The sequence below is a fragment of the Agrobacterium sp. NPDC090283 genome, assembly GCF_044769685.1.
Lineage (GTDB): Bacteria > Pseudomonadota > Alphaproteobacteria > Rhizobiales > Rhizobiaceae > Agrobacterium.
This window is the reverse complement of sequence record NZ_JBIVYG010000022.1, coordinates 1-26,244: the sequence shown is the minus strand read 5'-3', so window position 1 is coordinate 26,244 and position 26,244 is coordinate 1. Positions and strand designations below refer to the sequence as shown.

Genomic DNA, 26,244 nt, shown 5'->3' with positions numbered 1-26,244 from the left:
TCTGGAGTGAGGACAATGGCTGGACCTTCCGCACACGACGATCATCACTCGCATGGTCATTCCGCACATGATGGGCACGCTCATGACGACCATTCGCATGATGCACATCATTCCCATACGCCGGGCTTTTTCGCCCGCTGGTTCCTGTCGACCAACCACAAGGACATCGGCACGCTCTACCTGATCTTCGCGATCATCGCCGGTATCGTCGGCGGCGGGCTTTCCGTCGTCATGCGCATGGAGCTTCAGGAGCCGGGCATCCAGATCTTCCACGGTCTGGCGTCCATGGTCTACGGCTTCGAGGGTGACGCCGCCATCGATGGCGGCAAGCACATGTTCAACGTGTTCACCACCGCGCACGCGCTGATCATGATCTTCTTCATGGTCATGCCGGCGCTGATCGGCGGTTTCGCCAACTGGATGATCCCGATCATGATCGGCGCTCCGGACATGGCTTTCCCGCGCCTGAACAACATCTCCTTCTGGCTGATCGTTCCGGCCTTCATCCTTCTCATTCTCTCGCTCTTCGTCGAGGGCCCCGCGGGTGCCTACGGTGTCGGTGGCGGCTGGACCATGTATCCGCCTCTATCGACCAACGGCATGCCGGGACCGGCGGTGGATCTGGCGATTTTCGCGCTGCACGTTTCGGGCGCCTCGTCGATCCTCGGTGCGATCAACTTCATCACCACCATTCTGAACATGCGCGCTCCGGGCATGACGCTGCACAAGATGCCGCTGTTTGCCTGGTCGGTTCTGGTCACCGCATTCCTGCTGCTGCTTTCCCTGCCGGTTCTGGCGGGCGGCATCACCATGCTTCTGACCGACCGCAACTTCGGCACGGCGTTCTTCTCGCCGGAAGGCGGCGGTGATCCGATTCTTTACCAGCACCTGTTCTGGTTCTTCGGCCATCCGGAAGTGTACATCCTGATCCTGCCGGGCTTCGGCATCATCAGCCATATCATTTCCACCTTCTCCAAGAAGCCGGTCTTCGGTTATCTCGGCATGGCCTACGCCATGGTCGCCATCGGTGCCGTCGGCTTCATCGTCTGGGCCCACCACATGTATACGGTCGGCCTGTCGCTCGAAGCGCAGCGTTACTTCGTCTTCGCCACCATGGTCATCGCGGTGCCGACGGGTATCAAGATCTTCTCGTGGATCGCGACCATGTGGGGCGGTTCGCTGACCTTCTCGACCCCGATGGTCTGGGCGATCGGCTTCATCTTCCTGTTCACGGTCGGCGGCGTCACCGGCGTCCAGCTCGCCAATGCCGGTCTCGACCGTTCGCTGCACGACACCTATTATGTCGTGGCGCACTTCCACTACGTTCTGTCGCTCGGTGCCGTCTTTGCGATCTTCGCCGGCTGGTATTACTGGTTCCCGAAGATCACCGGCTACATGTACAGCGAATTCCTCGGCAAGCTGCATTTCTGGGTCATGTTCGTGGGCGTGAACCTTGTGTTCTTCCCGCAGCACTTCCTCGGTCTTGCCGGCATGCCGCGCCGCTACATCGATTATCCCGATGCCTATGCCGGCTGGAACATGGTATCGTCCTACGGTTCCTACATCTCGGCCGTCGGCGTGCTGATCTTCCTCTTCTGCGTATGGGAAGCCTTCGCAAAGAAGCGGATCGCCGGCAACAACCCCTGGGGTGAAGGTGCGACGACGCTCGAATGGCAGCTGTCTTCGCCGCCGCCCTACCACCAGTGGGAACAGCTGCCGCGCATTCGCTGATGCGCGGCCCGGAACGCGGGGAAGGGGCCCGCGCATTCCGGGCGCTCAAAACATGGGACGGCGTGGTCTTCATCAGCGCCGTTTCCCGGAGGCAGGGAATGCCCGTCGCCGCGTGACATTTTGTCCAAGCGAAGCATATCGTCCGACATGATACATGCCCCGGACGTGATAAATGCCAAGTCTGGCCTTTATGAATGAGCAGCGCAGACGAATGGCGGGATGGGCGCGGGCACAGGCCGGGCAAATGGCATCGGTTTTTCCCGCTGCCGCCCATGTCTGAGTGTTCGGTACCCAGGAATTGACGCATCGCGCATGCCGGAAATCACATTGGTTTTTCGGGCCGGTGCAAAGGATGCCACGACAGGCGGCACCTGAAGGAAAACAGGACAGGAAATGAGCATTATCGACAATCGCGACATGCTGGGCGTGAAGGGCTCCGAACTTTCGGAAGCCGGCGCGCGCGATTATTTCGAGTTGCTGAAGCCGCGCGTCATGTCGCTCGTCGTCTTCACGGCCTTTGCCGGCCTCGTGCTGGCGCCGGGTGAAATCAACCCGGTGCTCGGCATCATCGCCATTCTCTGCATCGCCGTCGGCGCCGGCGCGTCCGGTGCGCTCAACATGTGGTACGATGCCGATATCGACGCCGTGATGAGCCGCACCGCCAGGCGACCGATCCCGTCCGGCCGCATCGCGCCGCGCGAGGCGCTGGCCTTCGGGCTGACGCTGTCGGCCTTCTCGGTGGTCATTCTCGGCCTTGCGGTTAACTGGTTCTCGGCCGGCCTGCTCGCCTTCACCATCTTCTTTTACGCCGTCATCTATACGATGTGGCTGAAGCGCTCGACGCCGCAGAACATCGTCATCGGCGGTGCCGCCGGCGCTTTCCCGCCCATGCTCGGCTGGGCCTGCGTCACCGGCGGCGTTTCGCTTGACAGCATCATCCTGTTCCTCATCATCTTTTTGTGGACACCGGCGCATTTCTGGGCGCTGGCTCTGTTCAAGATGCGCGACTACGGCGCCGTTGGCATTCCGATGATGCCGAACGTGGTTGGCGAACGCTCCACCAAGAACCAGATGATCGTTTATGCGGTGCTGACCGCGGCCGCGGCCGTCGCGCCCTATTTCACCGGCCTTGCGAGCGCCGGTTATGGCATCTTCGCCGCCGTGCTGAGCGCGATCTTCGTCTACTGTTCGCTCGACGTCCGGCGCATGCCTGAGGGCGACGAGAAGATGCTGCCGGCCAAGAAGATGTTCGCTTATTCGGTGCTTTACCTTTTTGCGATTTTCTCCGGCCTTCTGGCCGATCATTTCGCGCCGGCCCTGAAGGCCGTCATGTCGGGAGTCCTGTGATGGAAACGGTGGAACTGAGCGCGGCGCAGAAAAAATCGAGACGCGGGCGCAACATCGCGCTCGGTGTCCTGCTCGCCGGTCTGGTGGTGCTGTTCTATATCATCACCATCATCAAGATCGGCTCGCATTGACGGTCTGATTGGGGGAGAGGAGGAGGACATGGCAAATATGGAAACCCATACGGCGGGGGTCGGTAAGCAGCGGGTGAGCAATCGCTCCATCCTCGTGCTCTGCCTCGTGTTTTTCTGCGCCATGATCGGCATGGCCTATGCCGCCGTGCCGCTTTACAGCCTGTTCTGCCGCGTGACCGGTTATAACGGCACGACGCAGCGCGTTGAGCAATATTCAGACGTCATCCTCGACAAGACCATCAACGTCACCTTCGACGCCAACACGTCGAACGGCCTCAACTGGGATTTCCGCCCGGTGGACAAGATGGTGAAGCCGAAGATCGGCGAAACGATACAGGTCACCTTCAAGGCCACCAACCGTTCGCCCGTGGCCACCACCGGCACGGCGGTGTTCAACGTCACGCCCATGGAGGCGGGTGCCTATTTCAACAAGGTGGAGTGTTTCTGCTTCACCGAAACGACGCTGCAGCCGGGTGAAACGCTGGAAATGCCGGTGGTGTTTTTTGTCGATCCTGACATCGCCACGGCACGCGAAACCAAGAGCATTCATACCTTAACGCTGTCCTATACGTTTTATCCGGCCAAAACCGAAAAACCGGTTGCGTCCTTGCCGGTAAAGACTGAGTTTGGCGAAAGCAAATTGTGAGAGGAGATCTGGCCTTTCTGTTAAGGCCGGATCAGGGAAGAGATACCAGGGGATTGTCGCAATGGCAGATACGCATCAGAAGAACCACGATTACCACATCATCGATCCAAGCCCCTGGCCGCTTCTGGCCTCGATCGGCGCCTTCATCCTGACCTTCGGTGGCGTCTGTTACATGCGTTACCTGTCGGGCGGCTCCTTCAAGCTGTTCGGCGCGGAACTGGCCAATCCCTGGCTGTTTTATATCGGCCTCGCCATCGTGCTTTACACCATGTACGCATGGTGGTCCGACACGATCAAGGAAGCCCATGAGGGCAACCATACCCGCGTCGTCTCGCTTCACCTGCGTTACGGCATGATCATGTTCATCGCCTCGGAGGTGATGTTCTTCGTGGCGTGGTTCTGGGCCTATTTCGATGCCAGCCTCTTCCCGCATGAGGCCATTCAGGCGTCGCGCCTCGAATATACCGGCGGGCAATGGCCGCCCAAGGGCATCGAGGTGATCGATCCCTGGCACCTGCCGCTCTACAACACCGTCATCCTGCTGCTGTCGGGCACCTGCGTCACCTGGGCGCATCACGCCCTGCTGCATAATGACCGCAAGGGCCTGATCACCGGTCTGTTGCTCACCGTCGCGCTCGGCATCCTGTTCTCCACCGTGCAGGTTTACGAATACATGCACGCGCCGTTCGATTTCAAGAATTCGATCTATGGCGCGACCTTCTTCATGGCCACCGGTTTCCACGGTTTCCACGTCTTTGTCGGCACGGTCTTCCTGCTGGTCTGCCTGTTCCGCGCCATTGGCGGCGGTTTCACGCCCCAGCAGCATTTCGGTTTCGAAGCCGCCGCCTGGTACTGGCACTTCGTTGACGTCGTCTGGCTGTTCCTGTTCTTCGCCATCTATATCTGGGGTGGCTGGGGCGCGCCGCTGCACGGCTGATTGCGTCGAATAGAATCCTGGGCCCGGAACAGGCCATCACCTGTGGAGCGAGCGGGTGCCACGTGTTTCTTCTCCCCGTCGGGGAGAAGGTCGCGGTAGCGGGATGAGGGGGCGAGGTTAGCGATAGACCGCGAGCTTGCCCCCTCATCCGACCCTTCGGGCCACCTTCTCCCCGGCGGGGAGAAGAAACCAGCCGCGACGCCGGATCATATGCGACGACCCGAAGCGCCATGCGCTCTTTGAGGTTTTGCAAGCGGAAGCGGGAGGGCTCACCATGTCTGAACCATCAAACGGCAATTTCGCGCCGGTCGATCCCATCAAGGTCGGGCTGAAGGGCTGCTGCCCGCGCTGTGGCCATGGCCGGCTGTTTGACGGCTTCCTGACCCCGAAGTCTTCCTGCAGCGCCTGCGGGCTGGATTATGGCTTTGCCGATGCGGGCGATGGTCCGGCGGTTTTCGTCATGCTGATCGTCGGTTTTCTGGTCGTCGGTCTGGCGCTCTGGTTCGATCAGCGTTTTGCGCCGCCGGTCTGGGTGCATGTCATGCTGTGGTTGCCGTTTACGGTGATTGTCTCCCTCGTGCTGCTGCGCAAGCTGAAAGGGATCATGATTGCGCTGCAATACAGGAACAATGCAAGCGAAGGCAGGCTTGATCGTGAATGACTTTTCCCACATGAAGGCGGCGGAAAGGCGGGTCTGGTTCGCCGCGCCGCTGGTGCTGCTGGCGCTTGCCATCCTTCTCGGGCTCGGCACCTGGCAGGTGAAGCGTCTCTATTGGAAAGAGGCGCTGATTGCCGATATCGAGGAGCGGCGGAGCGCAAGCCCGGTGCCGCTCGCCGATATAGAGGCGATGGCGAAAAGCGGCGGCGATATCGAATATCGACGGGTCAGCCTTTCCGGCACATTCGATCATGCCCGCGAGCGGCATTTCTTCGCCACCCATCAGGGACAAACCGGTTATTACATCTATACGCCGCTGACGCTTGCCGGTGGCCGCATCCTCTTCGTCAATCGCGGTTTCGTGCCCTTCGAGATGAAGGAACCGGCCAAACGGCCCGACGGGCAGGTTGCCGGCGAGGTGACGATAACAGGGCTGGCGCGTGCGCCGCTGGTTGCGAAACCGTCCTCGCTGCTGCCGGATAATGATATCGCCAAGAATATCTTCTACTGGAAGGATCTGGCGGCGATAGCGTCCAGCGCCGATATCCCCTCCGACCGTCTGGTCAACCTCTTCGTGGATGCCGACGCCACGCCCAATCCCGGCGGCTGGCCGCAGGGTGGCGTGACACTGATAGATTTGCCCAACAATCACCTGCAATATGCGATAACGTGGTATGGTCTGGCGGCAGCCCTTGTCATCGTCGCCGGTTTTGCCTATTTCCGGAACGGTAAAGCGCAGGGTGAATGAAGCGCCCGTCCGGTAAGGCAGCTTATCGGGCAAGACCAGTGAGCTGGCCAAGGAGCACGAATGAACATCGCCGTTTCCAAACCCCCTTTGACGATAAGGCTGTGCGGACCGCGCGGCTTTTGCGCGGGCGTGGACCGGGCGATCCAGATCGTCGTGCTGGCGCTGAAAGCCTATGGCGCGCCGGTCTATGTTCGTCACGAAATCGTGCATAACCGTTATGTCGTGGAAGGGCTGGAAGCCAAGGGCGCGGTTTTCGTCGAGGAACTGCACGAGATTCCCGCCGAACATCGCGAGCAGCCGGTGGTCTTTTCCGCCCATGGCGTGCCGAAATCCGTGCCTGAAGATGCGCAGGCGCGTAACCTGTTTTATCTCGATGCCACTTGCCCGCTGGTCTCCAAGGTCCACAAGCAGGCCATGCGCCACCAGCGCCTCGGCCGCCATGTGGTGCTGATCGGCCATGCCGGCCACCCCGAAGTTATCGGCACCATGGGTCAGCTTCCCGAAGGAACGGTCTCGCTGATCGAGACGGTGGAAGATGCCGGTCGTTATGAACCGTTGGACCGTGAAAATCTCGGCTTCGTCACCCAGACGACGCTTTCGGTCGATGATACCGCCGGCGTCATCGCCAGGCTGCAGGAACGTTTCCCGGCCATTCAGGCGCCTGCCGCCGACAGCATCTGTTACGCAACCACCAACCGTCAGGATGCGGTGAAGCAGGCGGCCCCCGGCTGCGACCTCTTCATCGTCGTCGGCGCCCCCAATTCCTCCAATTCCAAGCGGCTGGTGGAAGTGGCTCTGCGGGCCGGCGCCAAACGCTCCGTGCTGGTGCAGCGGGCATCCGAAATCGACTGGGATGAAATCGGCGATATCAGCACCGTCGGCCTCTCGGCCGGTGCTTCCGCGCCTGAGGTGATCGTCGATGAGATCATCGAGGCCTTCAAGGCGCGCTTCGATACGACGCTCGACCTTGCCGTGACGGTTGAGGAAACGGAACATTTCCTCGTGAACCGCGAGCTGCGCAGCATTGAGCTGACGACGGATGACATGGCTTTCGTGAACGGCAATGCCAGCAACGCCCTGCCGCCAAAAGCCGCCGCCGGCATCTGAAGCGGGTGGCGCTGAGTGAGGGCGGTTTTCGCTTCACCTGTGCCATCCTCCTCCGAGATTTCCATTCCATCCTTCATCAAGAGATTTAAAGTTGGCAGTTTATACTGATATCACCGAAGACGATCTGAGGAATTTCCTCACGCAATATGACGTCGGTAGCCTCACCTCCTACAAGGGCATTGCCGAGGGCGTCGAAAACTCCAATTTCCTGCTGCATACAACCAGGGATCCGCTGATCCTGACGCTTTATGAAAAGCGCGTGGAGAAAAACGATCTGCCCTTCTTCCTCGGCCTCATGCAGCATCTGGCCGCCAAGGGCCTGTCCTGCCCCTTGCCCCTGCCGCGCAAGGATGGCGAATTGCTGGGAGAACTGTCGGGCCGGCCGGCCGCGCTCATCTCCTTCCTCGAAGGCATGTGGCTGAGAAAGCCGGAAGCGAAACATTGCCGCGAAGTCGGCAAGGCGCTGGCCGCCATGCATCTGGCCGGTGAGGGGTTCGAAATCAAGCGTCCGAACGCACTCTCCGTCGAGGGCTGGAAGGTGCTGTGGGACAAGTCCGAAGCCCGCGCCGACGAGGTGGAGAAGGGCCTGAAGGCCGAAATCCGCCCGGAAATCGAGTATCTCGCCGCCCATTGGCCGAAGGATCTGCCGGCGGGCGTCATCCATGCGGATCTATTTCAGGACAATGTGTTCTTCCTCGGTGACGAACTCTCCGGCCTGATCGACTTCTATTTCGCCTGCAACGATCTGCTCGCTTATGACGTGTCGATCTGCCTCAATGCCTGGTGCTTCGAGAAGGACGGCGCTTATAACGTCACCAAGGGCAAGGCGCTGCTGGAAGGCTATCAGTCGGTGCGGCCGCTGAGCGAGGCGGAGCTGGAAGCACTGCCGCTTCTGGCGCGCGGTTCGGCGCTGCGTTTCTTTCTGACACGGCTTTACGACTGGCTGACGACGCCGGAGGGCGCGCTGGTGGTGAAGAAGGATCCGCTGGAATATCTGCGCAAGCTGCGGTTCCACCGGTCCATCGCCACTGTCGCCGAATATGGGCTGGCGGGCGAATGAAGCATGTCGATATTTTCACCGATGGCGCCTGCTCCGGCAATCCCGGTCCGGGCGGCTGGGGTGCCGTGCTGCGTTATGGCGAGGTGGAGAAGGAACTGTCCGGCGGTGAGGCGGAAACCACCAATAACCGCATGGAGCTGATGGCGGCGATTTCGGCGCTCAATGCGCTGAAAAGCCCCTGCGAGGTCGATCTTTATACCGACAGCGCCTATGTGAAGGACGGCATCACCAAGTGGATTTTCGGCTGGAAAAAGAAGGGCTGGAAAACGGCCGATAACAAGCCGGTCAAGAATGTCGAGTTGTGGCAGGCGCTGGAAGAGGCGCAGCAACGCCACAAGGTCACGCTGCATTGGGTGAAGGGCCATGCCGGCCATCCTGAAAACGAGCGCGCCGACGAACTGGCGCGCAAGGGCATGGAGCCCTTCAAACGCCGGTAACGCAAGCCTGTTTTATTGCGGGTCTGGCCTGCCCTTGAGCGGGCGGGACGCTCAATCGCGATCGGGGCCCGATCGGGGCGTGATTGGCGCCCGATTGGGGGTTGTGAAAACCGAAACCCGACTTATCTTGTCGTCAAACAGCCGGAAGGCGTTCCAGCGGAGGAGACATTCGGATGATCCTGCATTGTGTATTTCTAAGGTTCAAGGCTGCGACCGCATCCTCTGAAAAACATGCTGTTTTCGAGGCGATTGCGGCCCTGAAGGACGAGATACCCGGGATTATCGACGTTAAATACGGCCAGAACATCTCGCCCGAAGGTCTGAATGGCGGTTTTGTCGACGGTTTCATCGTAACGCTGGAAAGCCCCGAAGCCCGTGACGATTATCTCGCCCATCCCAAGCACATGGAAGTGGGCGAGCGCCTCGTCTCGCTCACCGATGGCGGCCTTGCCGGGCTTCTGGTGTTTGACATGAATGTATAAGGGCAAGCGGCCGGTCAGAAGGTGATCTTCCACCCGGTCCGAACCCATAGGTCAGGATCGTCACCCCTTGTGGTGACGTTGAGGTTCAGCGACGCCGTCCCGCCCGCAATGTCGAATTCCGCACCAAGGCCGCCGCGCAGCCAGAAGCGGTCTATTTCCTGCCCGGCAAAAGAAAATCCCATCAGCCCCTCGATGGCGCCTGTGGTCGCCGCCGTCTCCTTTTCCAGCCGGTAGACTGCTTCGGCTCTTGCCAGCAGGCGGATCGAGGCGCTGAGATCGGTTATGCCATCGAGACCGGCGCGAATGATGGTGGAGTTTTCGCGGTTCGCATTAAAACGGGCCGGAAACGCGCCGCCGGTTTCCGCATAAGCGCCCATCTCGGCTTTCGCATAGGTGACGCCGGCATAGGGCGTCAGGTTCCATTCGCCGATGGCAAGGGCATCGAGCCAGTCGAGGCGCAGCTTCGCCGCCCATACGTTAAGATCGGCCTCGCCGCGCGAATAGTCCATGGCGCCGCCATTGAGGTAACCGCGCTCGATCGACACCCTGCCGGGTGTATAATAACCGCCAATGGTGGCGTAAAGGCCCCCGGTGAGCGGCAGGCTGATCTCGGGGGCGATATAGGAGCCCCTGTGGATGAAGTCGCCACCGGTGTCGATATCGCGCTCGTCGTAAAGACCGCCAAAGGCGAGGCGCGCGGTCGCTCCGCCTTCCAGCCCGACACCGTAGGCGATATCGGCAATGCCGAAACCGCCGGCCGAGCCACGACCGTCATCATAGCCGATGTCGCTGACGACGGAGAAAGACTGGCGACCGGGTTCGAGCAGATTGCGCATCGGCGCACCATGCGCGCCGTCGAGAAGCGTATTTGCTTGATCGAGACCCATACCGGTATTCGGCCTTGCGGTCAGCGTCTGCGCATATTGATCAAAGTCGATGATGCCCGAACGGGCAGACACGGCGGAGCGCGCAGGCTCATCCGGTAAGGCGACAGGAGTTGGTGCTGCGGAGGCGACGCTGCCGGTCGAGGCGGTGGCAGAACCAGTGCTAGCCGTGGGCTCTTGCCTTTCTGTCCCGGTGGTGTTGGTTGAAGTCGCCGGACGCGCCGGCGTGCCGGCGTTGGGGGAAGGACTGTTTTCACTCTGAGGGGTATTCGTTCCCGCCGAACCGTTTTCTTCCGGTGCGGCGGTCTCGGCCGGTACGACGCGGGCAATATAAGGTGTGTTGTTCTGTGTCTGGCCGACAATGATATTGCCGTCGGCGCTGACGCCGAAGGCGTTGAAGGTGAAATCGCTGGTGACGGTGACGCCGTTGCCGCGCAGCCAGTCCTCGACGGAAACCATGCCCGTGGCCTCCGTCCAGCGGAAGCCCCGCTGCCCGGTGCCGGATTTCGCCTCTCCGACGACGACGGAACCGTTGGCGCTGAGGCCATAGGCTACGGATGCGGTTCCGCCGGCAAGGGCGCCAAGGGGTTCCATCGCACCGGTCGCCGCGCTCCAGCGGAAGGCGCGCCACTCATGGGCATTAGGGCCGATGGTGAATCTGGAATCTCCGACGACCACGGAGCCATCGTCGCTGACGGCCCAGGCGGTGGACTGGGTTGAGCCGGGCAGCACGCCGAGATCCCGCATGATACCGTCTGTCTCGGTCCACCGGAATGCCCGCGTGCTGCCGGCAGAATATTCCCCGACGATGACCGAACCATCGGCGTTGACGCCATAGGCGACGGACGCTCTCCCTCCGGAAGGGACGCCGAGACTCTGCATGCCGTTAGCCGCGGTCCATCGGAACGCTCGCAATGTCTCGAAATAGCCCGATCCGCCGACGATGACGGAGCCGTCGGTGCTGATGGCATTGGCGACGGAACCGGTTGCGTTAGGCAGTGTGCCGATATCCTGCATGACGCCGTTTGCCGGAGTCCATCGGAATGCCCGCATGCTGCTGCCGATATCGTACCGTCCGACGATGACAGAGCCGTCAGCGCTGGCGTCATGGGCACTGGAGTGTGTGACGCCGGGAGGGTTCGTGAGATATTGAAAGGCGCCGGTTGCCGCGGTCCAGCGGAATGAGCGCTGGCTGCCTTCGGGACCGGAATATCCCGCTACGGCTGACCCATCGGCGCTGATCCCGCGGAAGGTGGTGCCGGGGCTGTCGCTCAGCGTCCGGGTGTATGAAGACGCGGTTGGGTCCCCGGCCTTTGCCGTGTCGTTCGATCCCATCATTGCAACGAGAACCGACAGGACGAAGAGACGGCTGAATGAGGTTCCGGTTCTTGTGAAAGCGCGAAGCCACCCTGCACGTCGGTGGGGCAGGCTCGCATCTCCAGCCGAGCCACGGTTGAAATGGATTTTCCGGCGCGTGGCCTGGACGGTGAGCAGCGGTCTCAAGCTGAACGACGCCGTCTGCGGCGCTCCGCATCCGGTTGGGAAAAGTTTATTAAGAGGGAAGTCGATTGCCGGCCATAAGATGCCAGCCGGAACAAATGGATGTCTCTGCACACGCATCTCATATTTAGAATATCAGAATATATTTTTATATATTTTAACTTCTGTAGTGTAGTTTTAAAAAAGGAAGAAAGAGTTTTAAGTTATTCTAAGATCGGAATTTGCGAGGCTTTGTATAAAACGTCAATCCCGGCAGACGAGTTGTCCACCGGGTTGCTTAATTTTCAGCGTAGAGAAAATATTTATTCTTCGGCGAGTTTTATTTTCTTAAAGCTGCTCGATCATCGCCGCAGCGGCTGAAACGGTCGCTTGGCCGGGGTTCTCTTCGACATTCAGCGATTTCACCACACCGTCTTCAACCAGCATGGAATAACGTTTGGAGCGCACGCCGAGGCCGCCGCCGGAAAGATCGGCATCGAGGCCGAGCGCCTTGGTGAAGGAAGCATCCCAGTCGGCGAGGAAGTGGATTTTGCCCTGGCCGCCTGACGATTGCGCCCAGGCGCCCATCACATGCCAGTCGTTGACGGCAACGACGGCGATGTCATCCACGCCCTTGGCGAGAATGGTGTCGCGGTTTTCGAGATAGCCCGGCAGGTGGTTCAGCGAGCAGGTGGGGGTGAAAGCGCCGGGAACGGCAAAGAGAACCACCTTCCTGCCGCCGAAAAGGGCGTCCGTGGTGGTTTCCACCGGGCCATCGGCCGTCTTTTCCTTGAAGGTTGCGGAAGGCAGTTTATCGCCGATCTTGATGGTCATGTCCGTGCTCCTGTGGCGGTTCGGTTCGCGCGAACTATAGAGTTTGGCAGGGAAAAGTGGAACCCGGTTTTCCCGGGAAGACAAACGAAAACAAAGGCTCCGGATCCTGTCAGATTGAGAACGACCTGACAGAAATCCGGAGCACGGAAATGAAATCTGTCATGCGCTTTTCGAGGGAAATTCCCGAGCCGGAGCGCCCGCGCCGCGACGACCGAAGAAGCGTTCAGGGCTTCGGGAAATTCAGCATCGTTTCCATGGCCCGGTCGCCGGATTTGACCAGAATTGGCCAGCTGTTGCCCTGCACCTGATAGGTTTTCGGCAGCCCCTTGATGTTCATGTAGAAGGAGAGCTTGCGCTTGTCGCGCACCAGATTCTGCGGTTCGCAATAGGCAAAACCGGAGGGGCCGGCGATGAAGATCTCGGTCTCCTTCGGCGCATTCTCCGGCAATTGCAGCTGCACGCCGAGCATGGTCTTGTCGGGCGTGATGTGGAAATCGATCACCTTGAAATCGTCGGATGCCGCTTCGGGCAGCGTTTCGCGCGCTTCCTCCAGCAAACGCCGTTCCTCGCCGTCATCATCACCCACATTGCCGCGCTCGATGGAAAACTTCGCCTCGAAGGGAATGCAGATATTCTGGCAGACGCCGATGAAGGCGGTGAGGTCGATCTTCCCGCCAGCCTTTGGGTCGGCTGCCTTCAGCTGGAAGGGAAGGCTGACGGCGTGGTCATAACCGATATCGGTGATGTCGCCGTTTTCGAGCAGCTTCGGAACCGGATAGGCCATGGTGGCGAGTGTCACGCCGCTTGCCGGATCGGGGGTGATCTGGGGCGGTATGCCTGCTTCGCCCGGTTCGCGCCAATAGGTTATCCAGCCATCCTTCGGCTCGATCTGCAGCACGCCGCGCACCACGCCGTCGGCATCCATGGCAAGGCTTGCCACGCGCATCTGGCCGCCTTCGCTTCTGGCCCAGTCGGTAATGTCGGCCCGGGCGGCGTCAGCGCCGCCGAGGAAGGCGGCAAATGCGGCCGCGAAGCGAAGAGATGAAAATCGAAACAATATCCTGAGGCTCATGCTTCCCGTCTAACCCAACATCGCCCGGCGGACCAGTTACGAATTCGTGCGGTTCATCATTTTCGGTTGATTGATCGGGCGCTATGCCGCATCCTGTCCTCTGTCGAAGTGCGAACGCCGTTTTCCGTCGAACGACGGAATTCGGTCTGCTGGAGGCGCCGGTGAGCTTTTCAACCCTGATGGACAAACGCGAACGTGGCTTTCTCGATGGTCAGTTCCTCATCGCGATGCCGGGGCTGGACGACGGCAATTTTGCCCGTTCGGTGATCTATATCTGCGCCCATTCGGACGCCGGCGCCATGGGTTTCATCATCAACAGGCCGCAGCAGATCACCTTTACGGATATTCTGCTGCATCTGAAGCTGGTGGATAGCAACGACGCCATCATGCTGCCCAACCGCACCCGCGAATTTCCGATCCAGTGCGGCGGCCCGGTGGAATCCGGCCGTGGTTTCGTGCTGCATTCGGACGATTACTTAAGCGAATCCTCCATCCCCGTCAGCGATGACATTTCGCTGACGGCGACGCTCGATATCGTCCGCGCCATCTCCAACGGCCGCGGCCCGCAAAGGGCGACCATGATGCTCGGTTATGCCGGCTGGGGTCCGGGCCAGCTGGAAAACGAGATCGCCAATAATGGCTGGCTGAATTGCCCGGCCGCGGAAGAGCTGATCTTCGACCGTGGCCTCGACAATAAATACGAGCGGGCTCTGGCCCTGATGGGCGTCGACGCCCGCATGCTCTCCACGGATGCCGGGCACGCCTGAGCGCGTCTCGACCGTTTTTGGGCTGGAACCAAATCCTTACCCCTGACGTTACTCACCCGGAAAGCCGCACAGACAGTACGGCTCAACTAGGGAGCAGTAATATGGGTAGCACATCTGACAAGATCGCCGGTAAAGCCAACGAAGTTGCTGGCAAGGTGAAGAAGAACGTCGGCGAAGCGACGGGCAATAATGAATTGCGCGCCAAGGGTGCCGCCCAGGAAACCAAGGGCAAGGTTCAAACCTCCGTCGGCAAGGCAAAAGACGCCGTCAAGGGCGCCGTTGACCGCATGTAATAGTGCATGAAGCCTGCGCCTCTCCCACGACAGGGCGCAGTGGAGCGCATGTGTTATCGCACATGCGCTCTTGTCGTATGGGGGCGTGGTGACCAGGTCGTCACGCCGTCACGGCCGTATTTTATACCTGCCTTTCCTCCACCCGTTCCATCGCAAGGGTTTCATCCATGAAGCTTTTCTCCTGCGCATACTGCGGCCAGCCTGTTCATTTCGACAATCGTTTCTGTGTCTCCTGCGGCCACCGTCTGGCCTTCGTGCCGGAACGGCTTTCCATGGAAGCGCTGGCGCCTGCGGGAGAGCCGAATTGGCAGATCGTCGCAGAACCGGAAAAACAGGTGCGTTTTTGCGCCAATGAGGTGAATGACATCTGCAACTGGTCGGTGCCGGCGGAAAGCGCCAGCGCCTTTTGCCCCGCCTGCAGCCACAATCGCCTGGTGCCCGATATTGCCACGGAGCAGGGGATTGCGCAGTGGCGCCGCATCAGCCAGGCCCAGAGGCATCTGTTCTATTCGATACTGCGGCTCGGCCTGCCGCATCCAAACCGCGACGCCGATCCGGCCGGCGGCCTCGTCTTCGACTTTCTGGTGGATGAGGTGGCGCCCGATGGTTCCGTCATTCCCGCCATGACCGGCCACGACGAAGGCCTGATCGCCATCCGCGCGGCAGAAGCCGATGATGCGACGCGTGAACAGGTGCGGGCCAATATGAACGAGCCTTACCGCACCATGCTCGGCCATTTCCGTCACGAAGTCGGGCATTTCATCTGGAACAAGCTGGTAAGGGACGCAAACCGGCTGGAGGCCTGCCGCGCGGTCTTCGGCGACGATCGCGAGGATTACGGCGCGGCGTTGCAACGCAACTACGAACAGGGACCGCGTCCCGACTGGCAGGAAAGCTTCATAAGCTCCTATGCCTCGGTTCATCCCTGGGAAGACTTCGCCGAATGTTTCGCCCATTATCTGCACATCGTCGATACGCTGGAGACGGCGCGCGCCTTCGGCGTGGCGATCGATCCGGACGGACACGAGGAGATGGCGGCGGAGGTGACCTTCGATCCCTATAAGGCCCGCAGTGCCGCGCAGCTGGTCAAGGCGTGGATTCCGCTCAGTGTCGCCATCAATTCCATCCAGCGCAGCATGGGGGAGGCGGACCTTTATCCCTTCGTGCTGACGCCGCCGGTGGTGGCGAAGATGGAGTTCGTTCACGAGCTCCTGCATGGGAGGGTGGCGGCGGATGAAGCGCGGATGGCAGAGCAGGGTGTGATGGTTCAGTGAGTCAGGTGCTGACCTAGCGCGGCTAGTCAGAAAATCTTGGAGGTTGCGGGTATTCAATACCTCTCCGTCATCCTCGGGCTTGACCCGAGGATCCACACCCACGAGCGACGATGGATCCTCGGGTCAAGCCCGAGGATGACGCCGTGTGTGGGTGAGAGGGCATAACAATCGCCCTCGAAGTTTACGAAGCCCGCTTCGTCGGCTGGAACCGTTCCCGCAGAAGCTTCAGCGCCGCATCGCCGGAAACCGGGGTGCCGAACAGGAAGCTCTGGCCGAAATGGCAGTTCATCCGCGAAAGTTCCGCCGCATCCTCAGGCGTTTCGATACCCTCCGCCACCACCTGCATGTCCAGCGCCCGCGCCATGGCGATGACGGAGCGCAGCAGAACGTTGCGTTTGTCGCTGGTATTGGCCACCAGTGCCTTGTCCAGCTTGATCGTGTCGAAGGGGAAGCGGGTAAGATAGGCGAGCGACGAATAGCCGGTGCCGAAATCGTCCATGGCGAGGCTGAGGCCCGTTTCCTTGAGCTTGGAAAGCACAAGCCGAGCCTGTTCCGGGTTTTCCATGACGACGGATTCCGTCAGCTCCAGCTTCAGCTGCTGCGGATTGCAGCGCGTGCGGGTCAGCATGCCGCGCACGTCATTGTACAATTCGTTGTTCAGCAGCTGCGCGCTGGAAATATTGACGGAAATGAAGATCGGCATCTTCTCGATGGCATGTTGCCAGTCCATCAAATCGGTCGCCGCCCGTTCCAGCGCGAACATGCCGAGCGGCTCGATCAGGCCGGAGGCCTCCGCGATGGGAATGAACTCGCTCGGCGGAATATTGCCGCGCTTGGGATGCTCCCAGCGCATCAGCGCCTCGAAACCGGCCAGTTCGCCGTCATCGAGCTTCACGATCGGCTGATAGGCGAGCGACAGTTCCTTGCGCTCGATGGCGCGGCGCAGGTCGCTTTCCATCTGCAGCCGGTCGGTGCCTGAGGTGCGGAAGGCGGGGCGGAACGGTTCGACACGGTTGCCGCCGGCGCGCTTGGCGCGATACATGGCCAGTTCCGCATCGCTCAATAGCCCGGCCGCACTTTCCTGCTGGTCGATCCACGAGACGAGGCCGATGGAGGCGGTGAGGATGATTTCGCGATTGGCGAAATTGATCGGCACCATGATCGCCTTGTTCACCGCATCGGCAAAATCGGCCACACGCTGCGGATCGCGCTCGGAGGTCAGGATCAGGCCGAACTCATCGCCGCCAAGACGCGCCAGCGTATCCTGCGGCTTCAGGAGACGGCGCAGACGCCGGGTCAGCGCAATGAGGATGTTGTCGCCTGCGGCAATGCCGAGCGTATCGTTGACCAGCTTGTAACGGTCGATATCGATCGCCATCACGGTGGGCTTGACGCCCTCGCTGTCGGAAGAAAGGTTGAGGATCGATTGCAGGCGGTCGAGGAAGACCTGCCGGTTCGGAAGCCCGGTCAGATTGTCGTTCATCGCATCCTGCAACAGCCGTTCGACCGAATTTTTCTGTTCGGTGATATCGGTGATGGTGCCGACGCAACGGATGATTTCGCCGTTGGAGCCGAGAACCGGCCGCGCCCGGATTTGCAGCCAGTGGAAATGGCCGTCTTCGGCACGAATGCGGAATTCGTGGTTGAGACGGCCCTTGCGATGGTCGAGCAGCACGTCGAGCGTCGCCTTGAACCGGTCGCGGTCGTCAGGATGCAGACGCGGCAGCCAGTTGCGCGCCGCGCCATGCATGGTGCCGGGTTCCAGCCCCAGCCGGTTGGAAATATCGGGTGTGGTGACGATGCGGTCGCGCGTCACGTCCCAGTCCCAGACCGTATCGCCGCTGCCGGTCAGGGCGAGCGATTGCCGCTCGAGATCGGAGAACAGCCCCTGCTGATAGGCGCTGCCGGCAAAGGCGTGCTGGATGACGGTGAAGCCGATCAGAAGCACGATCAGCACCAGCCCGCCGCCAAGCGCCGGCTGCACGATGTCGTTGTCCAGTTGCCCCGTCACCGTCAGCCAGCTGCCGAACAGCCAGACGAGGATCAGCGCCCAGGATGGGACGAGCAGAATGGCCCGGTCATATTTGTTGAAGCCGAGATAGATGATGAGCGCGATACCGGCCGTCGCCGTCAGCGCGAAGGAGACGCGGGCAATACCTGACGCAACCGAAGGATCGTAGATCGCCACGCCGAACAGCAGCGCCAGACCCACCACCCAGGCAAAGGTCGCATAACCCAGATGCGCGTGCCATCGGTTGAGATTGAGATAGGTGAAGAGGAAGACCACGAAGCTGGAGGCGAGCGCAACTTCAGCGCCCGCCCTCCATATTCGCTGGTCGCTTGATGTGACGGTGATGAGCTTTTCGAGAAAGCCGAAATCGACGCAGATATAGGCGAGCACCGCCCATGCGAGTGCGGCCGAAGCCGGCAGGACCGAGGTGCCCTTGACCACGAAGAGGATGGTCAAAAGCACGGCCAGCAGGCCGGCAATGCCGAGCACGATGCCGCGGTAAAGCGTAAAGGCGTTGATCGTGTCCTTGTAGGCTTCCGGCTCCCACAGATAGAGCTGCGGCAGCTGCGGTGTGGAAAGCTCGGCGACGAAGGTGATGACGGAGCCGGGGTTGAGCGTGATGCGGAACACGTCGGCATCCGGGCTCGGCTGCCGGTCGAGCGCGAAGCCTTCACTCGGCGTGATGGCCATGATGCGCTGCGAGCCGAGATCGGGCCAGAAAAGCTTGGAATTGACGAGGCGGAAATGCGGGGCGACGATCACGCGCTCCAGCTGTTCTTCCGATACGTTGGCGAGCGCGAAAACCGCCCAGTCGCCCTGGTGATCGGTGGAGCTGGCGCGCACCTCGATACGGCGGCGGATGCCGTCGGGTCCGGGCGCGGTAGAGACCTGAAAGGCTTCGCCCTGATTGGCATAGATATCCGTGGTGGCCGTCAGGTCGAGCGCCGTGTCGTCACGGGAAATCTTCACCGGCTCGAAAGCGTAGGAATAGGAAGAGAAAAGCAGAAACAGCAGGAAAAACGGCGCAGCCAGCGCGATTGCCGCCAAACGTTTCGCAAGGCAAGGCGCAGTGTGAGTGTAGGTCATGTATCGTACTTCGTTCCGCCGGAGCTTTGCTTGTCGGCAAGAAGGGAAAACATCATATGATCCCGCCATTGGCCATTGATTTTCAGATATTCCCGCAGGAGGCCTTCCCGCTGGAACCCGGCATTTTCGAGAAGCCGGATGCTTTTGAAGTTTTCCGGAATACAGGCTGCCTCGATACGGTGCAACTGAAGTCCGTTAAAGATGTAGGGTATTACCAATTTTAATGCGGCAGACATATGGCCTTGCGCGGCGTAGCGCTCGCCGATCCAATATCCGATCATGCAGCTCTGTGCCGCACCCCGGCGGATGTATCCGATGGTGATGCCGCCGACCAGCAGCGTCTCTTTTTCGAACAGCAGGAACGAGACGGCCGTACCTGACGAAAATTCCTGGCCATTGCGCACTACGCGCATGCGGAAAGCGCTTTCGGTCAGTTCGTCCGGGCGCCAGGTGGGCTCCCACGGCTGCAGAAACTGCCGGCTTTCCGAGCGCAGCACATGCCATTGCTTGAAATCGCCGTAGCGCGGCAGTCTGAGGAGGTGGTTGGCGCTGCGCAGTTCGGGCGTGTCGCTATGTCGGGAAAGAAAACGCAGCATTCACGATCCCTGGGCGGCAGATATCGCCATCCGCGAGCGGGATGGCGAAAAAGATGAGCGGTCTTCGCCTTTAAGTCCCGCTCTCATAGTGGTTTATCCGTTCGCCTTTATCCTTGCAGGCTGCTGCCCGGAGAATGCCGTCGTGATGTCTGAGAGGGGCGGCAGGTGTTCCAGCGGACCAATGGCAGACAGTGTCGGAACTGTATCGAAAAACAGCCGTCCTGCAAGATCGGTCAGACGCTCCCGGGTGATGTCCTCAAGGCGCGTCATCATCTCCTCATTGGGGATGGGCCGGCCATAAAGCATCATCTGCCGGGCGATCTGGCCGGCGCGGGCGGCAGGGCTTTCCTGTCCCATCAGCAACTGCGCACGGATCTGCGCGCGGGCGCGGTTGATTTCCTCCTGATGGATGATCTCCGAAGACTTGCGCAATTCATCGACGATGACGGGCATCAGTTCCGGCAGGTCGTTGCCGCCGGTCGCCGCATGCACGCCAAAGATGCCGGTATCGGAAAAGCCCCAGTGGAAGGCATAAACGGAGTAACACAGGCCGCGCGCCTCGCGCACCTCCTGGAAGAGGCGCGATGACATGCCGCCGCCGAGAATATTGGCGAGGATTTGCGAGCAATAGAAGTCGCGGGCGTGATAGGCCTTGCCTTCGAAACCGAGCAGCACCTGCGCATCCATGAGGTCGCGGGTCTCGCGGATTTCCCCGCCGGTATAGATCGCCTTTTCCATGACGGGCGGTGCCGCGGGAACGAGCGGCAGCGAAGCGAAACGCTCTTCCACCTGCTTCACGAAGCTTTCGTGATCGACCGCGCCGGCCGCGACGACGAAGATGCGGTCCGTCGTGTAATTGCGGGCGAGATAATGCCGAATCTCACCGCTGGTGAAGGATTGCACCGTATCCGGCGTGCCGAGGATCGGCCGGCCGATGGTCTGGTCGCGATAGGCGACGCCGGAGAAATTGTCGAAGATCACGTCGTCGGGCGTATCGGTCGCAGCGCCGATTTCCTGCAGGATGACGTTTTTCTCGCGTTCCAGCTCATCTTCGTCGAACAGCGATTCCGTCAGGATATCGGCGAGGATATCGACCGCGAGCGGCACATGGTCCTTGAGAACGCGGGCATAATAAGAGGTTGTTTCCGTCGATGTCGCGGCGTTGACTTCGCCGCCGACATTTTCGATCTCTTCGGCGATCTGCCGGGCGGTGCGGCGCGCCGTGCCCTTGAAAGCCATATGTTCGAGAAGATGGGCGATGCCGTGTTCGGCAGTCGTCTCGTTGCGGGAGCCGGATTTGATCCACACCCCAAGAGCAACGCTTTCGAGATGTGGCATTCTTTCCGTAACAACGGTCAACCCGGACGAAAGCCGGGTCAAATTTACTCTCATACTCAACGTCTTTCCGCGTCTCTATTTGCCGGCGCGTGCATGTTTGCCGATGAAGGTTTCCACGGCTTTCAATTCCGCATCCAGAATATCGAAACGCTCCTCCCGGTTCATGATGTCAGCTAGCCATACTGGAAGCGCCGGGTCGATTGCGCAAGCGGATTTTACAGCAGCCGGGAATTTAGCCGGGTGCGCGGTCGACAGAACCACCATCGGGCTTCCCGCTTTTTCCTGCTTCTCGGCCACGAAAACGCCGGTAGCCGTATGCGGGTCGATGAGGTAACCGGTTTTCTCAAGCGTGTGGCGGATGGTCGCTGCAACCTGCTTTTCGGTGGCGCGGCCGGCGCGGAAATCCTTCTTGATGAATTTCAGTGCCTTGGCCGGAATTTCAAACGCGCCGGACTGCTTGAGACCGTCCATCGATGCCTTCACCGCAGCGGAATCACGGTCATAGGCTTCGAACAGCAGCCGTTCGAAGTTCGATGAAATCTGGATGTCCATCGAAGGCGAGGTGGTCGGCTTGACGCCGCGCATCTCGTAACGGCCGGTCTTCAGCGTGCGCGCCAGAATGTCGTTGTCATTGGTGGCGATGACCAGCTTGTCGATCGGCAGACCCATCTTCTTGGCGACGTAGCCGGCGAAGATATCGCCGAAATTGCCGGTGGGAACGGTGAAGGAAATCTTCCGGTCGGGACCGCCGAGCGACAGCGAGGCTGTGAAATAATAGACCACCTGCGCCATGATGCGCGCCCAGTTGATGGAGTTGACGCCGGAAAGTTTCACGCCGTCGCGGAACTTCACGTCGTTGAACATCTCCTTCACCAGCGTCTGGCAATCGTCGAAATTGCCGTTGATCGCCAGCGCATGCACGTTGGAAGCCGTCGAGGTCGTCATCTGGCGCTGCTGCACCGGCGAGACCTTGCCGTTCGGGAAGAGGATGAAGATGTCGGTGCGCTCGCGGCCGGCAAAGGCGTCGATGGCCGCACCGCCGGTATCGCCCGAGGTGGCGCCGACGATGGTGGCGCGTTCGCCGCGCTCGGAGAGCGTATAATCCATCAGGCGGGCGAGAAGCTGCATCGCCACATCCTTGAAGGCGAGCGTGGTGCCGTGGAAAAGTTCCAGCACGAAAGTGTTCGGGCCGGTCTGCGTCAGCGGCACGACGGCGGGATGGCGAAAGGTCGAATAGGCGTCGTCGATCATCGCCTTGAACTTGTCGGCGGGAATTTCACCGCCGGTGAAACGGTAGAGAACCTCGAAAGCAACGTCCTGATAGGATTTTCCGCGCAGGTTGCGGATTTCCTTCTTCGACATGGAAGGCCATTCGCGTGGCACGTAAAGCCCGCCGTCACGGCCAAGGCCCGCCAGAAGCGCGTCGCAGAAACCAAGCGAAGGGGCCGCACCCCTGGTCGATACATATTTCACGAGATAGTCCCTTGTCCCTAACCGGCCTTGTCCTTAACCGGTATGTCCGGTGCCGGTCTTCGGCGTCTTTTTCAGCAGCGTCTCACCGAAATGAGGCGATTGGCGAGGTAATGAAGGGCTTTTTTGAAAATTCAAGCAAAACCGAACATGCCAATCGATTTTTTCCGGCGTCGCTGCTATAGACCATCGCCAACCTGCGTGAAAGGTCAATAAACAGCGTCTCCGGTTCTGTTCCGGGACAATGGAGAGGGAATTAGAAGAGTGTCAGGGAATTTCTTGCGTTTGTCCGCCGCGATGTCGCTTCTGGCCGTTGTTGCAGGGTGCAATTCCTCCAACCCGTCGGACTCGCTTGCCGTCAATCCGCCAACGGCGCAGGCCGCGCCGACGGCCGCCGTGGTTCAGGCCAACTGCCCGGCCGTGACGGTTCTCGACGCCAATGCCGTTCACCGCGTTTACGCCGGTGGCGCCAAGGATGATCCGCAGAAACTCGCCTATCAGGTCTCGCTGTCGGATACGACGCGCTCCTGCACCGCCAATGAATCGACGCTCACCGTAAACGTGCTGGCTCAGGGCCGCCTCGTTCCCGGCCCGATGGCCAAACCCGGCCGCGTCACCGTGCCGATCCGCGTGACGGTGAAGGACGGCGATGGCGAGATCTACGGCGAAACCACCAATTTCGCCATCGATGTTCCCGCAGGCGGAGCCGGCACGCAGTTCATCTTCAACAACGACCACGTTGCCATTCCCAACGGACCGGGCGGCGCACCGAAATCGGTTAGCGTCTTCATCGGTTTTGCCGAGCAGGGCGTAAAGGCGAAGACCAAGCGCCGGTGATCTGACCGGTTAAAATCGAAGCCGGAGGCTGCTCGGCAGGCTCCGGCCTTAAATGGAATGACGCCTTTAGATTCCGGCAGCCTTCCGCAAAGCGTCATTGATGCGGCTCTGCCACCCTCTGCCGCCCTCGCGAAAGCGCTCCAGCACATCCTCATCGAGGCGTAAAGTTACCTGTTTTTTTGGTTTATCCAAGGCCGGGCGACCACGCGACTTACGGTACTCGTCAATGGCCTCGAAAAAGGCGGGAGGCAGGACATCGCGGGCGGGGCGCGCATTTTCGAGTTCCTGATCCGTCATTTCCGGGAAATTGACAGCGTCCCAATCCGCTTGGGTATAGCCGCGTCCGGGTTTGAATTCTTTTAGTTTTGCAACTTTGGCCATGGCAACCTCCTTCTTTCCCTGGAACTTGCCTGTCGGAAGCTGATGATGGATATCGCTTCTGTTCCGACAGTCGCAAAAACGACAGCCATAGTCCCGTTCCGGAAATATCCGATCGCCTTGAAGCGCGAACTCCCAGATCCGGTCAGGCTTTTCTCGATGATGGCGTTATCCCAGTCAAAGCCATCGATATCCGCAAAATCGAAGCCGTGCTTCTCGATATTGGCGAGCCTCTTGGGCTCGTCCCATATGATTTTCATGAATTAATGTAGCTACATTTATTAAAATATCAATGCAGCAAGTCAGATCACGAAAGAAGCGCTTTCACAACTCAAAAAGCGCCTTCCCACTCCGCCATAGCCGCAATGACGGCCGGCAAGTCCTGCATGCGCGAAATCACCGTTTCAGCCCCGGCATCCGTCAGCCGGTCGGCGTGGCTCGGATAGGTGTGGGATGCGCCGGTGAAGCCGATCACCCGCATGCCGGCGGCCCTTGCGCCATGGATGCCGTGCACGGAATCCTCGACCACCACCACGCGGTCCGGGGAAACGCCGAATTGCGCCGCGCCATGCAGGAAGATATCGGGCTTCGGCTTCACGCGGTCGGCGCCGAGATCCTTGGCGGAATAGATATGCGGTGCGAAATAGGGCTTCAGGCCCACCTTGGTCAGCATCATGTCGAGACGGTGGCTGGAGGAGTTGGAGCAGATGCAGCGCGGCGTCGTCAGGCGCGAGAGCGCGAATTTCACACCCTCGATGATCTTCACGTCGCGTTCCAGCCGCATGTCGAGCAGTTTTTCGGATTTGTCGAGCAGGGAGGCGGAAAGCGGAATGCTCGCTTCGCTCTCCACCTGCAGCAGAATGTTCTTCCAGGTCATGCCGGCGAAACGCTCGCCCATTTCCTCGACGGAGATCGGATAACCGGCCTCGGTCAAAAGGCGGGATTCCACCTGCGCCGCGATGATTTCGGAATCGACCAGAACGCCGTCACAGTCGAAAATAATGAGGTCGAAGCCGCTCATGGGCGCTCCCTGTATCGGATTTGTTTGGAAGAAATGATGCCGGCTTTTAGACCATGTCCGCGCCAAGCTCAACCGGCTGGCCCGCAAGGGTCAGTCCCATCAGGCTCATAGCTTGGCCATGGGCGAGGAATGGACAGGCTGCTGCCAGGCTTCGAATATTCGGCTTTGCTGATCTGGCGTGCGCAAAAACCGCTACACACAGTCGCGCCATATGCGTTATGGGATGTTATGCCCAAGACAGTGAAAAACACGCCTGAAGACACCATTGCCGCACGCATCAGCCGCACGCTGGCCGACCGCATCGTTCGCGGTGAGCTGTCGCCGGGCGAACGTCTGAGGCAGGATCATATCGCCGCCGAATTCGGTGCCTCGCATGTGCCGGTGCGCGAGGCGTTTCGCCGGCTGGAAGCGCAGGGTCTGGCCGCCAGCATTCCGCGCCGCGGCGTGCGGGTCGCCGATTTCGGTCTCGACGATGTGCGTGAAGTGGCGGAAATGCGCGCCGCCCTTGAGGTTCTGGCGCTGCGCCACGCCATTCCCAACATGACTTCAGCCATTCTCGATCAGGCGGAGGCCGCCACACTGGAGGGCGACAGCGCCGTCGACGTGCAGCATTGGGAGGAGGCCAATCGCCGCTTCCATCGCCTCATCACCGCGCCCTGCAACATGCCGCGTCTGATGGAAGCAATCGATGGTCTGCATGCGGCGAGCGCCCGTTTCCTGTTTTCCGCCTGGCGGGCCGGCTGGGAGCGCCGCACCGATACCGACCACCGCGCCATCATCGACGCGCTGCGCGGCGGCCGCGCCGAGGAGGCGGTGCGTATTCTCGACGGACATGTGCAGTGGATCGGTCGTAAGGCAATCCGCACCTCGTCCGGCTCGGTGCGCGACGCCTTCGCCATCGTCGGATAGGGCGGGCCCGTGACCGTCCGCCTGCGGCCCCACCACCTTCTCTGCATGCTGACCTATATCGGCAAGGGCTACACGTCCGGTTTCGTGGAAAATTACGACCGTGTCGCCGCCCGGCTGAATGCGGGTGAAGATATCGAACTGGTGGAGGGGGCGGACGACATCTGCGAGGGCCTGCTCTGCGAAAGCCACGCCCACTGTTTTAACGAGGGTGTCGTGCAACGGGACGAGATGGCACGCCTTTCGGTTTCGGCGCTTCTGGGCGAAACACTGATTGCGGGCAAAAGGCTGCAGGCGACGCCGGATTTTCTTGCAAAGATGCGCGCGGCTTTCGCCGCCGGAGACATCCGGCAGGCCTGTCGCGGCTGTCAGTGGATCAGGCTTTGCGACCGCATCGCGGCTTCGGGATTTGCCGGCATGAAAATCGGCGCGCCGTTACAGGTGGTGCCGAAGGATGCAACGCGTCTTTCCAGCCATCCGATGCTCAGGCCCAAATATGGGCCGTCTGGCCGGAAATTGTGACGTTTTCTCCACCCTCATTCCTGTGCCTGTCACAGGAATCCAGCCAGCCCAAGTCCTTGGGCTGAAAAGACTCTTCCCGCCGCGCCGACGCGCATCGGCTGGCAACTGTATTGGTGGATATTATTCTCAGGATGTTTTGAATGTGGTTTTGTCCCTGAGAATGGCGTTTGCGATGACGAGCAGTTTGCGGGC

At 60.3% G+C, this 26,244-nt stretch carries 27 protein-coding genes; 17 read left to right on the top strand and 10 right to left on the bottom strand.

Annotation, left to right across the window (positions count from 1 at the left end; all coding sequences use genetic code 11):
• Positions 1-15: 15 nt before the first annotated feature.
• The 11 genes from ctaD to ACIQUH_RS24190 all read left to right on the top strand — a co-directional run bounded on the left by ctaD (position 16) and on the right by ACIQUH_RS24190 (position 9,284).
• The gene (gene ctaD / locus ACIQUH_RS24240) at positions 16-1,731 is read left to right on the top strand and encodes a cytochrome c oxidase subunit I (protein WP_400819908.1); all 1,716 of its coding nucleotides are present in this window, start codon (positions 16-18) and stop codon (positions 1,729-1,731) included.
• Positions 1,732-2,124: 393 nt separating this feature from the next.
• On the top strand, positions 2,125-3,078 hold the full coding sequence (cyoE, locus tag ACIQUH_RS24235; RefSeq protein WP_003521104.1) for a heme o synthase: 954 nt from the start codon (positions 2,125-2,127) through the stop codon (positions 3,076-3,078).
• Positions 3,078-3,209, top strand: coding sequence for a hypothetical protein (locus ACIQUH_RS24230; RefSeq protein WP_003521105.1), 132 nt, complete (start codon positions 3,078-3,080; stop codon positions 3,207-3,209). Before cyoE ends, ACIQUH_RS24230 begins: the two co-directional genes overlap by 1 nt.
• Positions 3,210-3,237: 28 nt before the next feature.
• Positions 3,238-3,855: a cytochrome c oxidase assembly protein gene (locus ACIQUH_RS24225; protein ID WP_400819904.1), complete on the top strand. Its 618-nt coding sequence runs from the start codon at positions 3,238-3,240 to the stop codon at positions 3,853-3,855.
• 61 nt (positions 3,856-3,916) lie between these two features.
• Positions 3,917-4,792, top strand: a complete 876-nt coding sequence (locus ACIQUH_RS24220; protein WP_400819902.1) for a cytochrome c oxidase subunit 3 — start codon at positions 3,917-3,919, stop codon at positions 4,790-4,792.
• A gap of 274 nt (positions 4,793-5,066) precedes the next feature.
• A complete protein-coding gene (locus ACIQUH_RS24215) occupies positions 5,067-5,453 on the top strand; it encodes a DUF983 domain-containing protein (RefSeq protein WP_400819900.1) in 387 nt (128 codons plus the stop codon).
• Positions 5,454-5,463: 10 nt separating this feature from the next.
• A complete protein-coding gene (locus ACIQUH_RS24210; RefSeq protein WP_400820030.1) occupies positions 5,464-6,198 on the top strand; it encodes an SURF1 family protein in 735 nt (244 codons plus the stop codon).
• A 60-nt stretch (positions 6,199-6,258) separates the two neighbouring features.
• On the top strand, positions 6,259-7,305 hold the full coding sequence (gene ispH / locus ACIQUH_RS24205) for a 4-hydroxy-3-methylbut-2-enyl diphosphate reductase (RefSeq protein WP_400819897.1): 1,047 nt from the start codon (positions 6,259-6,261) through the stop codon (positions 7,303-7,305).
• A gap of 91 nt (positions 7,306-7,396) precedes the next feature.
• Complete coding sequence (locus ACIQUH_RS24200) at positions 7,397-8,365, top strand: homoserine kinase (protein WP_400819895.1); 969 nt, start codon at positions 7,397-7,399, stop codon at positions 8,363-8,365.
• Positions 8,362-8,802, top strand: a complete 441-nt coding sequence (gene rnhA, locus ACIQUH_RS24195) for a ribonuclease HI (RefSeq protein WP_400819893.1) — start codon at positions 8,362-8,364, stop codon at positions 8,800-8,802. The genes ACIQUH_RS24200 and rnhA overlap by 4 nt, the downstream gene beginning before the upstream one ends.
• Positions 8,803-8,975: 173 nt before the next feature.
• Positions 8,976-9,284, top strand: a complete 309-nt coding sequence (locus tag ACIQUH_RS24190) for a Dabb family protein (RefSeq protein ID WP_400819890.1) — start codon at positions 8,976-8,978, stop codon at positions 9,282-9,284.
• Between the two features lie 14 nt (positions 9,285-9,298).
• On the opposite strand, the gene ACIQUH_RS24185 is transcribed toward ACIQUH_RS24190, so the two are convergent.
• The 3 genes from ACIQUH_RS24185 to ACIQUH_RS24175 all read right to left on the bottom strand — a co-directional run bounded on the left by ACIQUH_RS24185 (position 9,299) and on the right by ACIQUH_RS24175 (position 13,553).
• The gene (locus tag ACIQUH_RS24185) at positions 9,299-11,506 is read right to left on the bottom strand and encodes an autotransporter domain-containing protein (protein ID WP_400819887.1); all 2,208 of its coding nucleotides are present in this window, start codon (positions 11,504-11,506) and stop codon (positions 9,299-9,301) included.
• A 489-nt stretch (positions 11,507-11,995) separates the two neighbouring features.
• On the bottom strand, positions 11,996-12,481 hold the full coding sequence (locus ACIQUH_RS24180) for a peroxiredoxin (protein ID WP_400819884.1): 486 nt from the start codon (positions 12,479-12,481) through the stop codon (positions 11,996-11,998).
• Positions 12,482-12,704: 223 nt separating this feature from the next.
• Positions 12,705-13,553: a protein-disulfide reductase DsbD domain-containing protein gene (locus ACIQUH_RS24175; protein WP_400819881.1), complete on the bottom strand. Its 849-nt coding sequence runs from the start codon at positions 13,551-13,553 to the stop codon at positions 12,705-12,707.
• Between the two features lie 161 nt (positions 13,554-13,714).
• Between ACIQUH_RS24175 and ACIQUH_RS24170 the strand changes: the two genes are divergently transcribed.
• From ACIQUH_RS24170 to ACIQUH_RS24160, 3 genes are all read left to right on the top strand, one after another.
• Positions 13,715-14,320, top strand: coding sequence for a YqgE/AlgH family protein (locus tag ACIQUH_RS24170; RefSeq protein WP_003521117.1), 606 nt, complete (start codon positions 13,715-13,717; stop codon positions 14,318-14,320).
• Between the two features lie 101 nt (positions 14,321-14,421).
• A complete protein-coding gene (locus tag ACIQUH_RS24165) occupies positions 14,422-14,613 on the top strand; it encodes a CsbD family protein (RefSeq protein WP_080825714.1) in 192 nt (63 codons plus the stop codon).
• 167 nt (positions 14,614-14,780) lie between these two features.
• Positions 14,781-15,887 (top strand): putative zinc-binding metallopeptidase, encoded by a 1,107-nt coding sequence (locus ACIQUH_RS24160; RefSeq protein WP_400819878.1) that lies wholly within the window; start codon positions 14,781-14,783, stop codon positions 15,885-15,887.
• A 181-nt stretch (positions 15,888-16,068) separates the two neighbouring features.
• Here ACIQUH_RS24160 and ACIQUH_RS24155 read toward each other — a convergent pair whose 3' ends face one another.
• The 4 genes from ACIQUH_RS24155 to thrC all read right to left on the bottom strand — a co-directional run bounded on the left by ACIQUH_RS24155 (position 16,069) and on the right by thrC (position 22,391).
• A complete protein-coding gene (locus tag ACIQUH_RS24155) occupies positions 16,069-18,984 on the bottom strand; it encodes an EAL domain-containing protein (RefSeq protein WP_400819876.1) in 2,916 nt (971 codons plus the stop codon).
• Positions 18,981-19,580, bottom strand: a complete 600-nt coding sequence (locus ACIQUH_RS24150) for a GNAT family N-acetyltransferase (protein ID WP_400819873.1) — start codon at positions 19,578-19,580, stop codon at positions 18,981-18,983. The genes ACIQUH_RS24155 and ACIQUH_RS24150 overlap by 4 nt, the downstream gene beginning before the upstream one ends.
• Before the next feature lie 93 nt (positions 19,581-19,673).
• On the bottom strand, positions 19,674-20,972 hold the full coding sequence (locus tag ACIQUH_RS24145) for a M16 family metallopeptidase (protein ID WP_400819871.1): 1,299 nt from the start codon (positions 20,970-20,972) through the stop codon (positions 19,674-19,676).
• 21 nt (positions 20,973-20,993) lie between these two features.
• On the bottom strand, positions 20,994-22,391 hold the full coding sequence (gene thrC, locus ACIQUH_RS24140) for a threonine synthase (RefSeq protein ID WP_400819868.1): 1,398 nt from the start codon (positions 22,389-22,391) through the stop codon (positions 20,994-20,996).
• Between the two features lie 294 nt (positions 22,392-22,685).
• Here thrC and ACIQUH_RS24135 point away from each other — a divergent pair, with 294 nt between their 5' ends.
• The gene (locus tag ACIQUH_RS24135; RefSeq protein WP_400820028.1) at positions 22,686-23,225 is read left to right on the top strand and encodes a PilZ domain-containing protein; all 540 of its coding nucleotides are present in this window, start codon (positions 22,686-22,688) and stop codon (positions 23,223-23,225) included.
• A 66-nt stretch (positions 23,226-23,291) separates the two neighbouring features.
• On the opposite strand, the gene ACIQUH_RS24130 is transcribed toward ACIQUH_RS24135, so the two are convergent.
• The 3 genes from ACIQUH_RS24130 to ACIQUH_RS24120 form a co-directional block, all read right to left on the bottom strand.
• The gene (locus ACIQUH_RS24130) at positions 23,292-23,606 is read right to left on the bottom strand and encodes a BrnA antitoxin family protein (RefSeq protein ID WP_400819865.1); all 315 of its coding nucleotides are present in this window, start codon (positions 23,604-23,606) and stop codon (positions 23,292-23,294) included.
• Entirely contained in the window at positions 23,585-23,863 is a 279-nt protein-coding gene (locus ACIQUH_RS24125; protein ID WP_400819862.1) for a BrnT family toxin, read from the bottom strand. The genes ACIQUH_RS24130 and ACIQUH_RS24125 overlap by 22 nt, the downstream gene beginning before the upstream one ends.
• Positions 23,864-23,934: 71 nt before the next feature.
• On the bottom strand, positions 23,935-24,624 hold the full coding sequence (locus ACIQUH_RS24120; RefSeq protein WP_003520496.1) for an HAD family hydrolase: 690 nt from the start codon (positions 24,622-24,624) through the stop codon (positions 23,935-23,937).
• A gap of 228 nt (positions 24,625-24,852) precedes the next feature.
• Between ACIQUH_RS24120 and ACIQUH_RS24115 the strand changes: the two genes are divergently transcribed.
• Entirely contained in the window at positions 24,853-25,533 is a 681-nt protein-coding gene (locus ACIQUH_RS24115) for a GntR family transcriptional regulator (RefSeq protein ID WP_400819859.1), read from the top strand.
• 45 nt (positions 25,534-25,578) lie between these two features.
• A complete protein-coding gene (locus ACIQUH_RS24110; RefSeq protein ID WP_400820026.1) occupies positions 25,579-26,052 on the top strand; it encodes a DUF1284 domain-containing protein in 474 nt (157 codons plus the stop codon).
• Positions 26,053-26,244: the final 192 nt, after the last annotated feature.

Excerpts from the sequence above, each read along its gene's own strand:
- ctaD (WP_400819908.1), top strand. The coding sequence starts at position 16 with ATGGCTGGACCTTCCGCACACGACGATCATCACTCGCATGGTCATTCC.
- cyoE (WP_003521104.1), top strand. The coding sequence starts at position 2,125 with ATGAGCATTATCGACAATCGCGACATGCTGGGCGTGAAGGGCTCCGAA.
- ACIQUH_RS24230 (WP_003521105.1), top strand. The coding sequence starts at position 3,078 with ATGGAAACGGTGGAACTGAGCGCGGCGCAGAAAAAATCGAGACGCGGG.
- ACIQUH_RS24225 (WP_400819904.1), top strand. The coding sequence starts at position 3,238 with ATGGCAAATATGGAAACCCATACGGCGGGGGTCGGTAAGCAGCGGGTG.
- ACIQUH_RS24220 (WP_400819902.1), top strand. The coding sequence starts at position 3,917 with ATGGCAGATACGCATCAGAAGAACCACGATTACCACATCATCGATCCA.
- ACIQUH_RS24215 (WP_400819900.1), top strand. The coding sequence starts at position 5,067 with ATGTCTGAACCATCAAACGGCAATTTCGCGCCGGTCGATCCCATCAAG.
- ACIQUH_RS24210 (WP_400820030.1), top strand. The coding sequence starts at position 5,464 with ATGAAGGCGGCGGAAAGGCGGGTCTGGTTCGCCGCGCCGCTGGTGCTG.
- ispH (WP_400819897.1), top strand. The coding sequence starts at position 6,259 with ATGAACATCGCCGTTTCCAAACCCCCTTTGACGATAAGGCTGTGCGGA.
- rnhA (WP_400819893.1), top strand. The coding sequence starts at position 8,362 with ATGAAGCATGTCGATATTTTCACCGATGGCGCCTGCTCCGGCAATCCC.
- ACIQUH_RS24190 (WP_400819890.1), top strand. The coding sequence starts at position 8,976 with ATGATCCTGCATTGTGTATTTCTAAGGTTCAAGGCTGCGACCGCATCC.
- ACIQUH_RS24185 (WP_400819887.1), bottom strand. The coding sequence starts at position 11,506 with ATGATGGGATCGAACGACACGGCAAAGGCCGGGGACCCAACCGCGTCT.
- ACIQUH_RS24180 (WP_400819884.1), bottom strand. The coding sequence starts at position 12,481 with ATGACCATCAAGATCGGCGATAAACTGCCTTCCGCAACCTTCAAGGAA.
- ACIQUH_RS24175 (WP_400819881.1), bottom strand. The coding sequence starts at position 13,553 with ATGAGCCTCAGGATATTGTTTCGATTTTCATCTCTTCGCTTCGCGGCC.
- ACIQUH_RS24165 (WP_080825714.1), top strand. The coding sequence starts at position 14,422 with ATGGGTAGCACATCTGACAAGATCGCCGGTAAAGCCAACGAAGTTGCT.
- ACIQUH_RS24160 (WP_400819878.1), top strand. The coding sequence starts at position 14,781 with ATGAAGCTTTTCTCCTGCGCATACTGCGGCCAGCCTGTTCATTTCGAC.
- ACIQUH_RS24155 (WP_400819876.1), bottom strand. The coding sequence starts at position 18,984 with ATGACCTACACTCACACTGCGCCTTGCCTTGCGAAACGTTTGGCGGCA.
- ACIQUH_RS24150 (WP_400819873.1), bottom strand. The coding sequence starts at position 19,580 with ATGCTGCGTTTTCTTTCCCGACATAGCGACACGCCCGAACTGCGCAGC.
- ACIQUH_RS24145 (WP_400819871.1), bottom strand. The coding sequence starts at position 20,972 with ATGAGAGTAAATTTGACCCGGCTTTCGTCCGGGTTGACCGTTGTTACG.
- ACIQUH_RS24135 (WP_400820028.1), top strand. The coding sequence starts at position 22,686 with ATGTCGCTTCTGGCCGTTGTTGCAGGGTGCAATTCCTCCAACCCGTCG.
- ACIQUH_RS24130 (WP_400819865.1), bottom strand. The coding sequence starts at position 23,606 with ATGGCCAAAGTTGCAAAACTAAAAGAATTCAAACCCGGACGCGGCTAT.
- ACIQUH_RS24125 (WP_400819862.1), bottom strand. The coding sequence starts at position 23,863 with ATGAAAATCATATGGGACGAGCCCAAGAGGCTCGCCAATATCGAGAAG.
- ACIQUH_RS24120 (WP_003520496.1), bottom strand. The coding sequence starts at position 24,624 with ATGAGCGGCTTCGACCTCATTATTTTCGACTGTGACGGCGTTCTGGTC.
- ACIQUH_RS24115 (WP_400819859.1), top strand. The coding sequence starts at position 24,853 with ATGCCCAAGACAGTGAAAAACACGCCTGAAGACACCATTGCCGCACGC.
- ACIQUH_RS24110 (WP_400820026.1), top strand. The coding sequence starts at position 25,579 with ATGCTGACCTATATCGGCAAGGGCTACACGTCCGGTTTCGTGGAAAAT.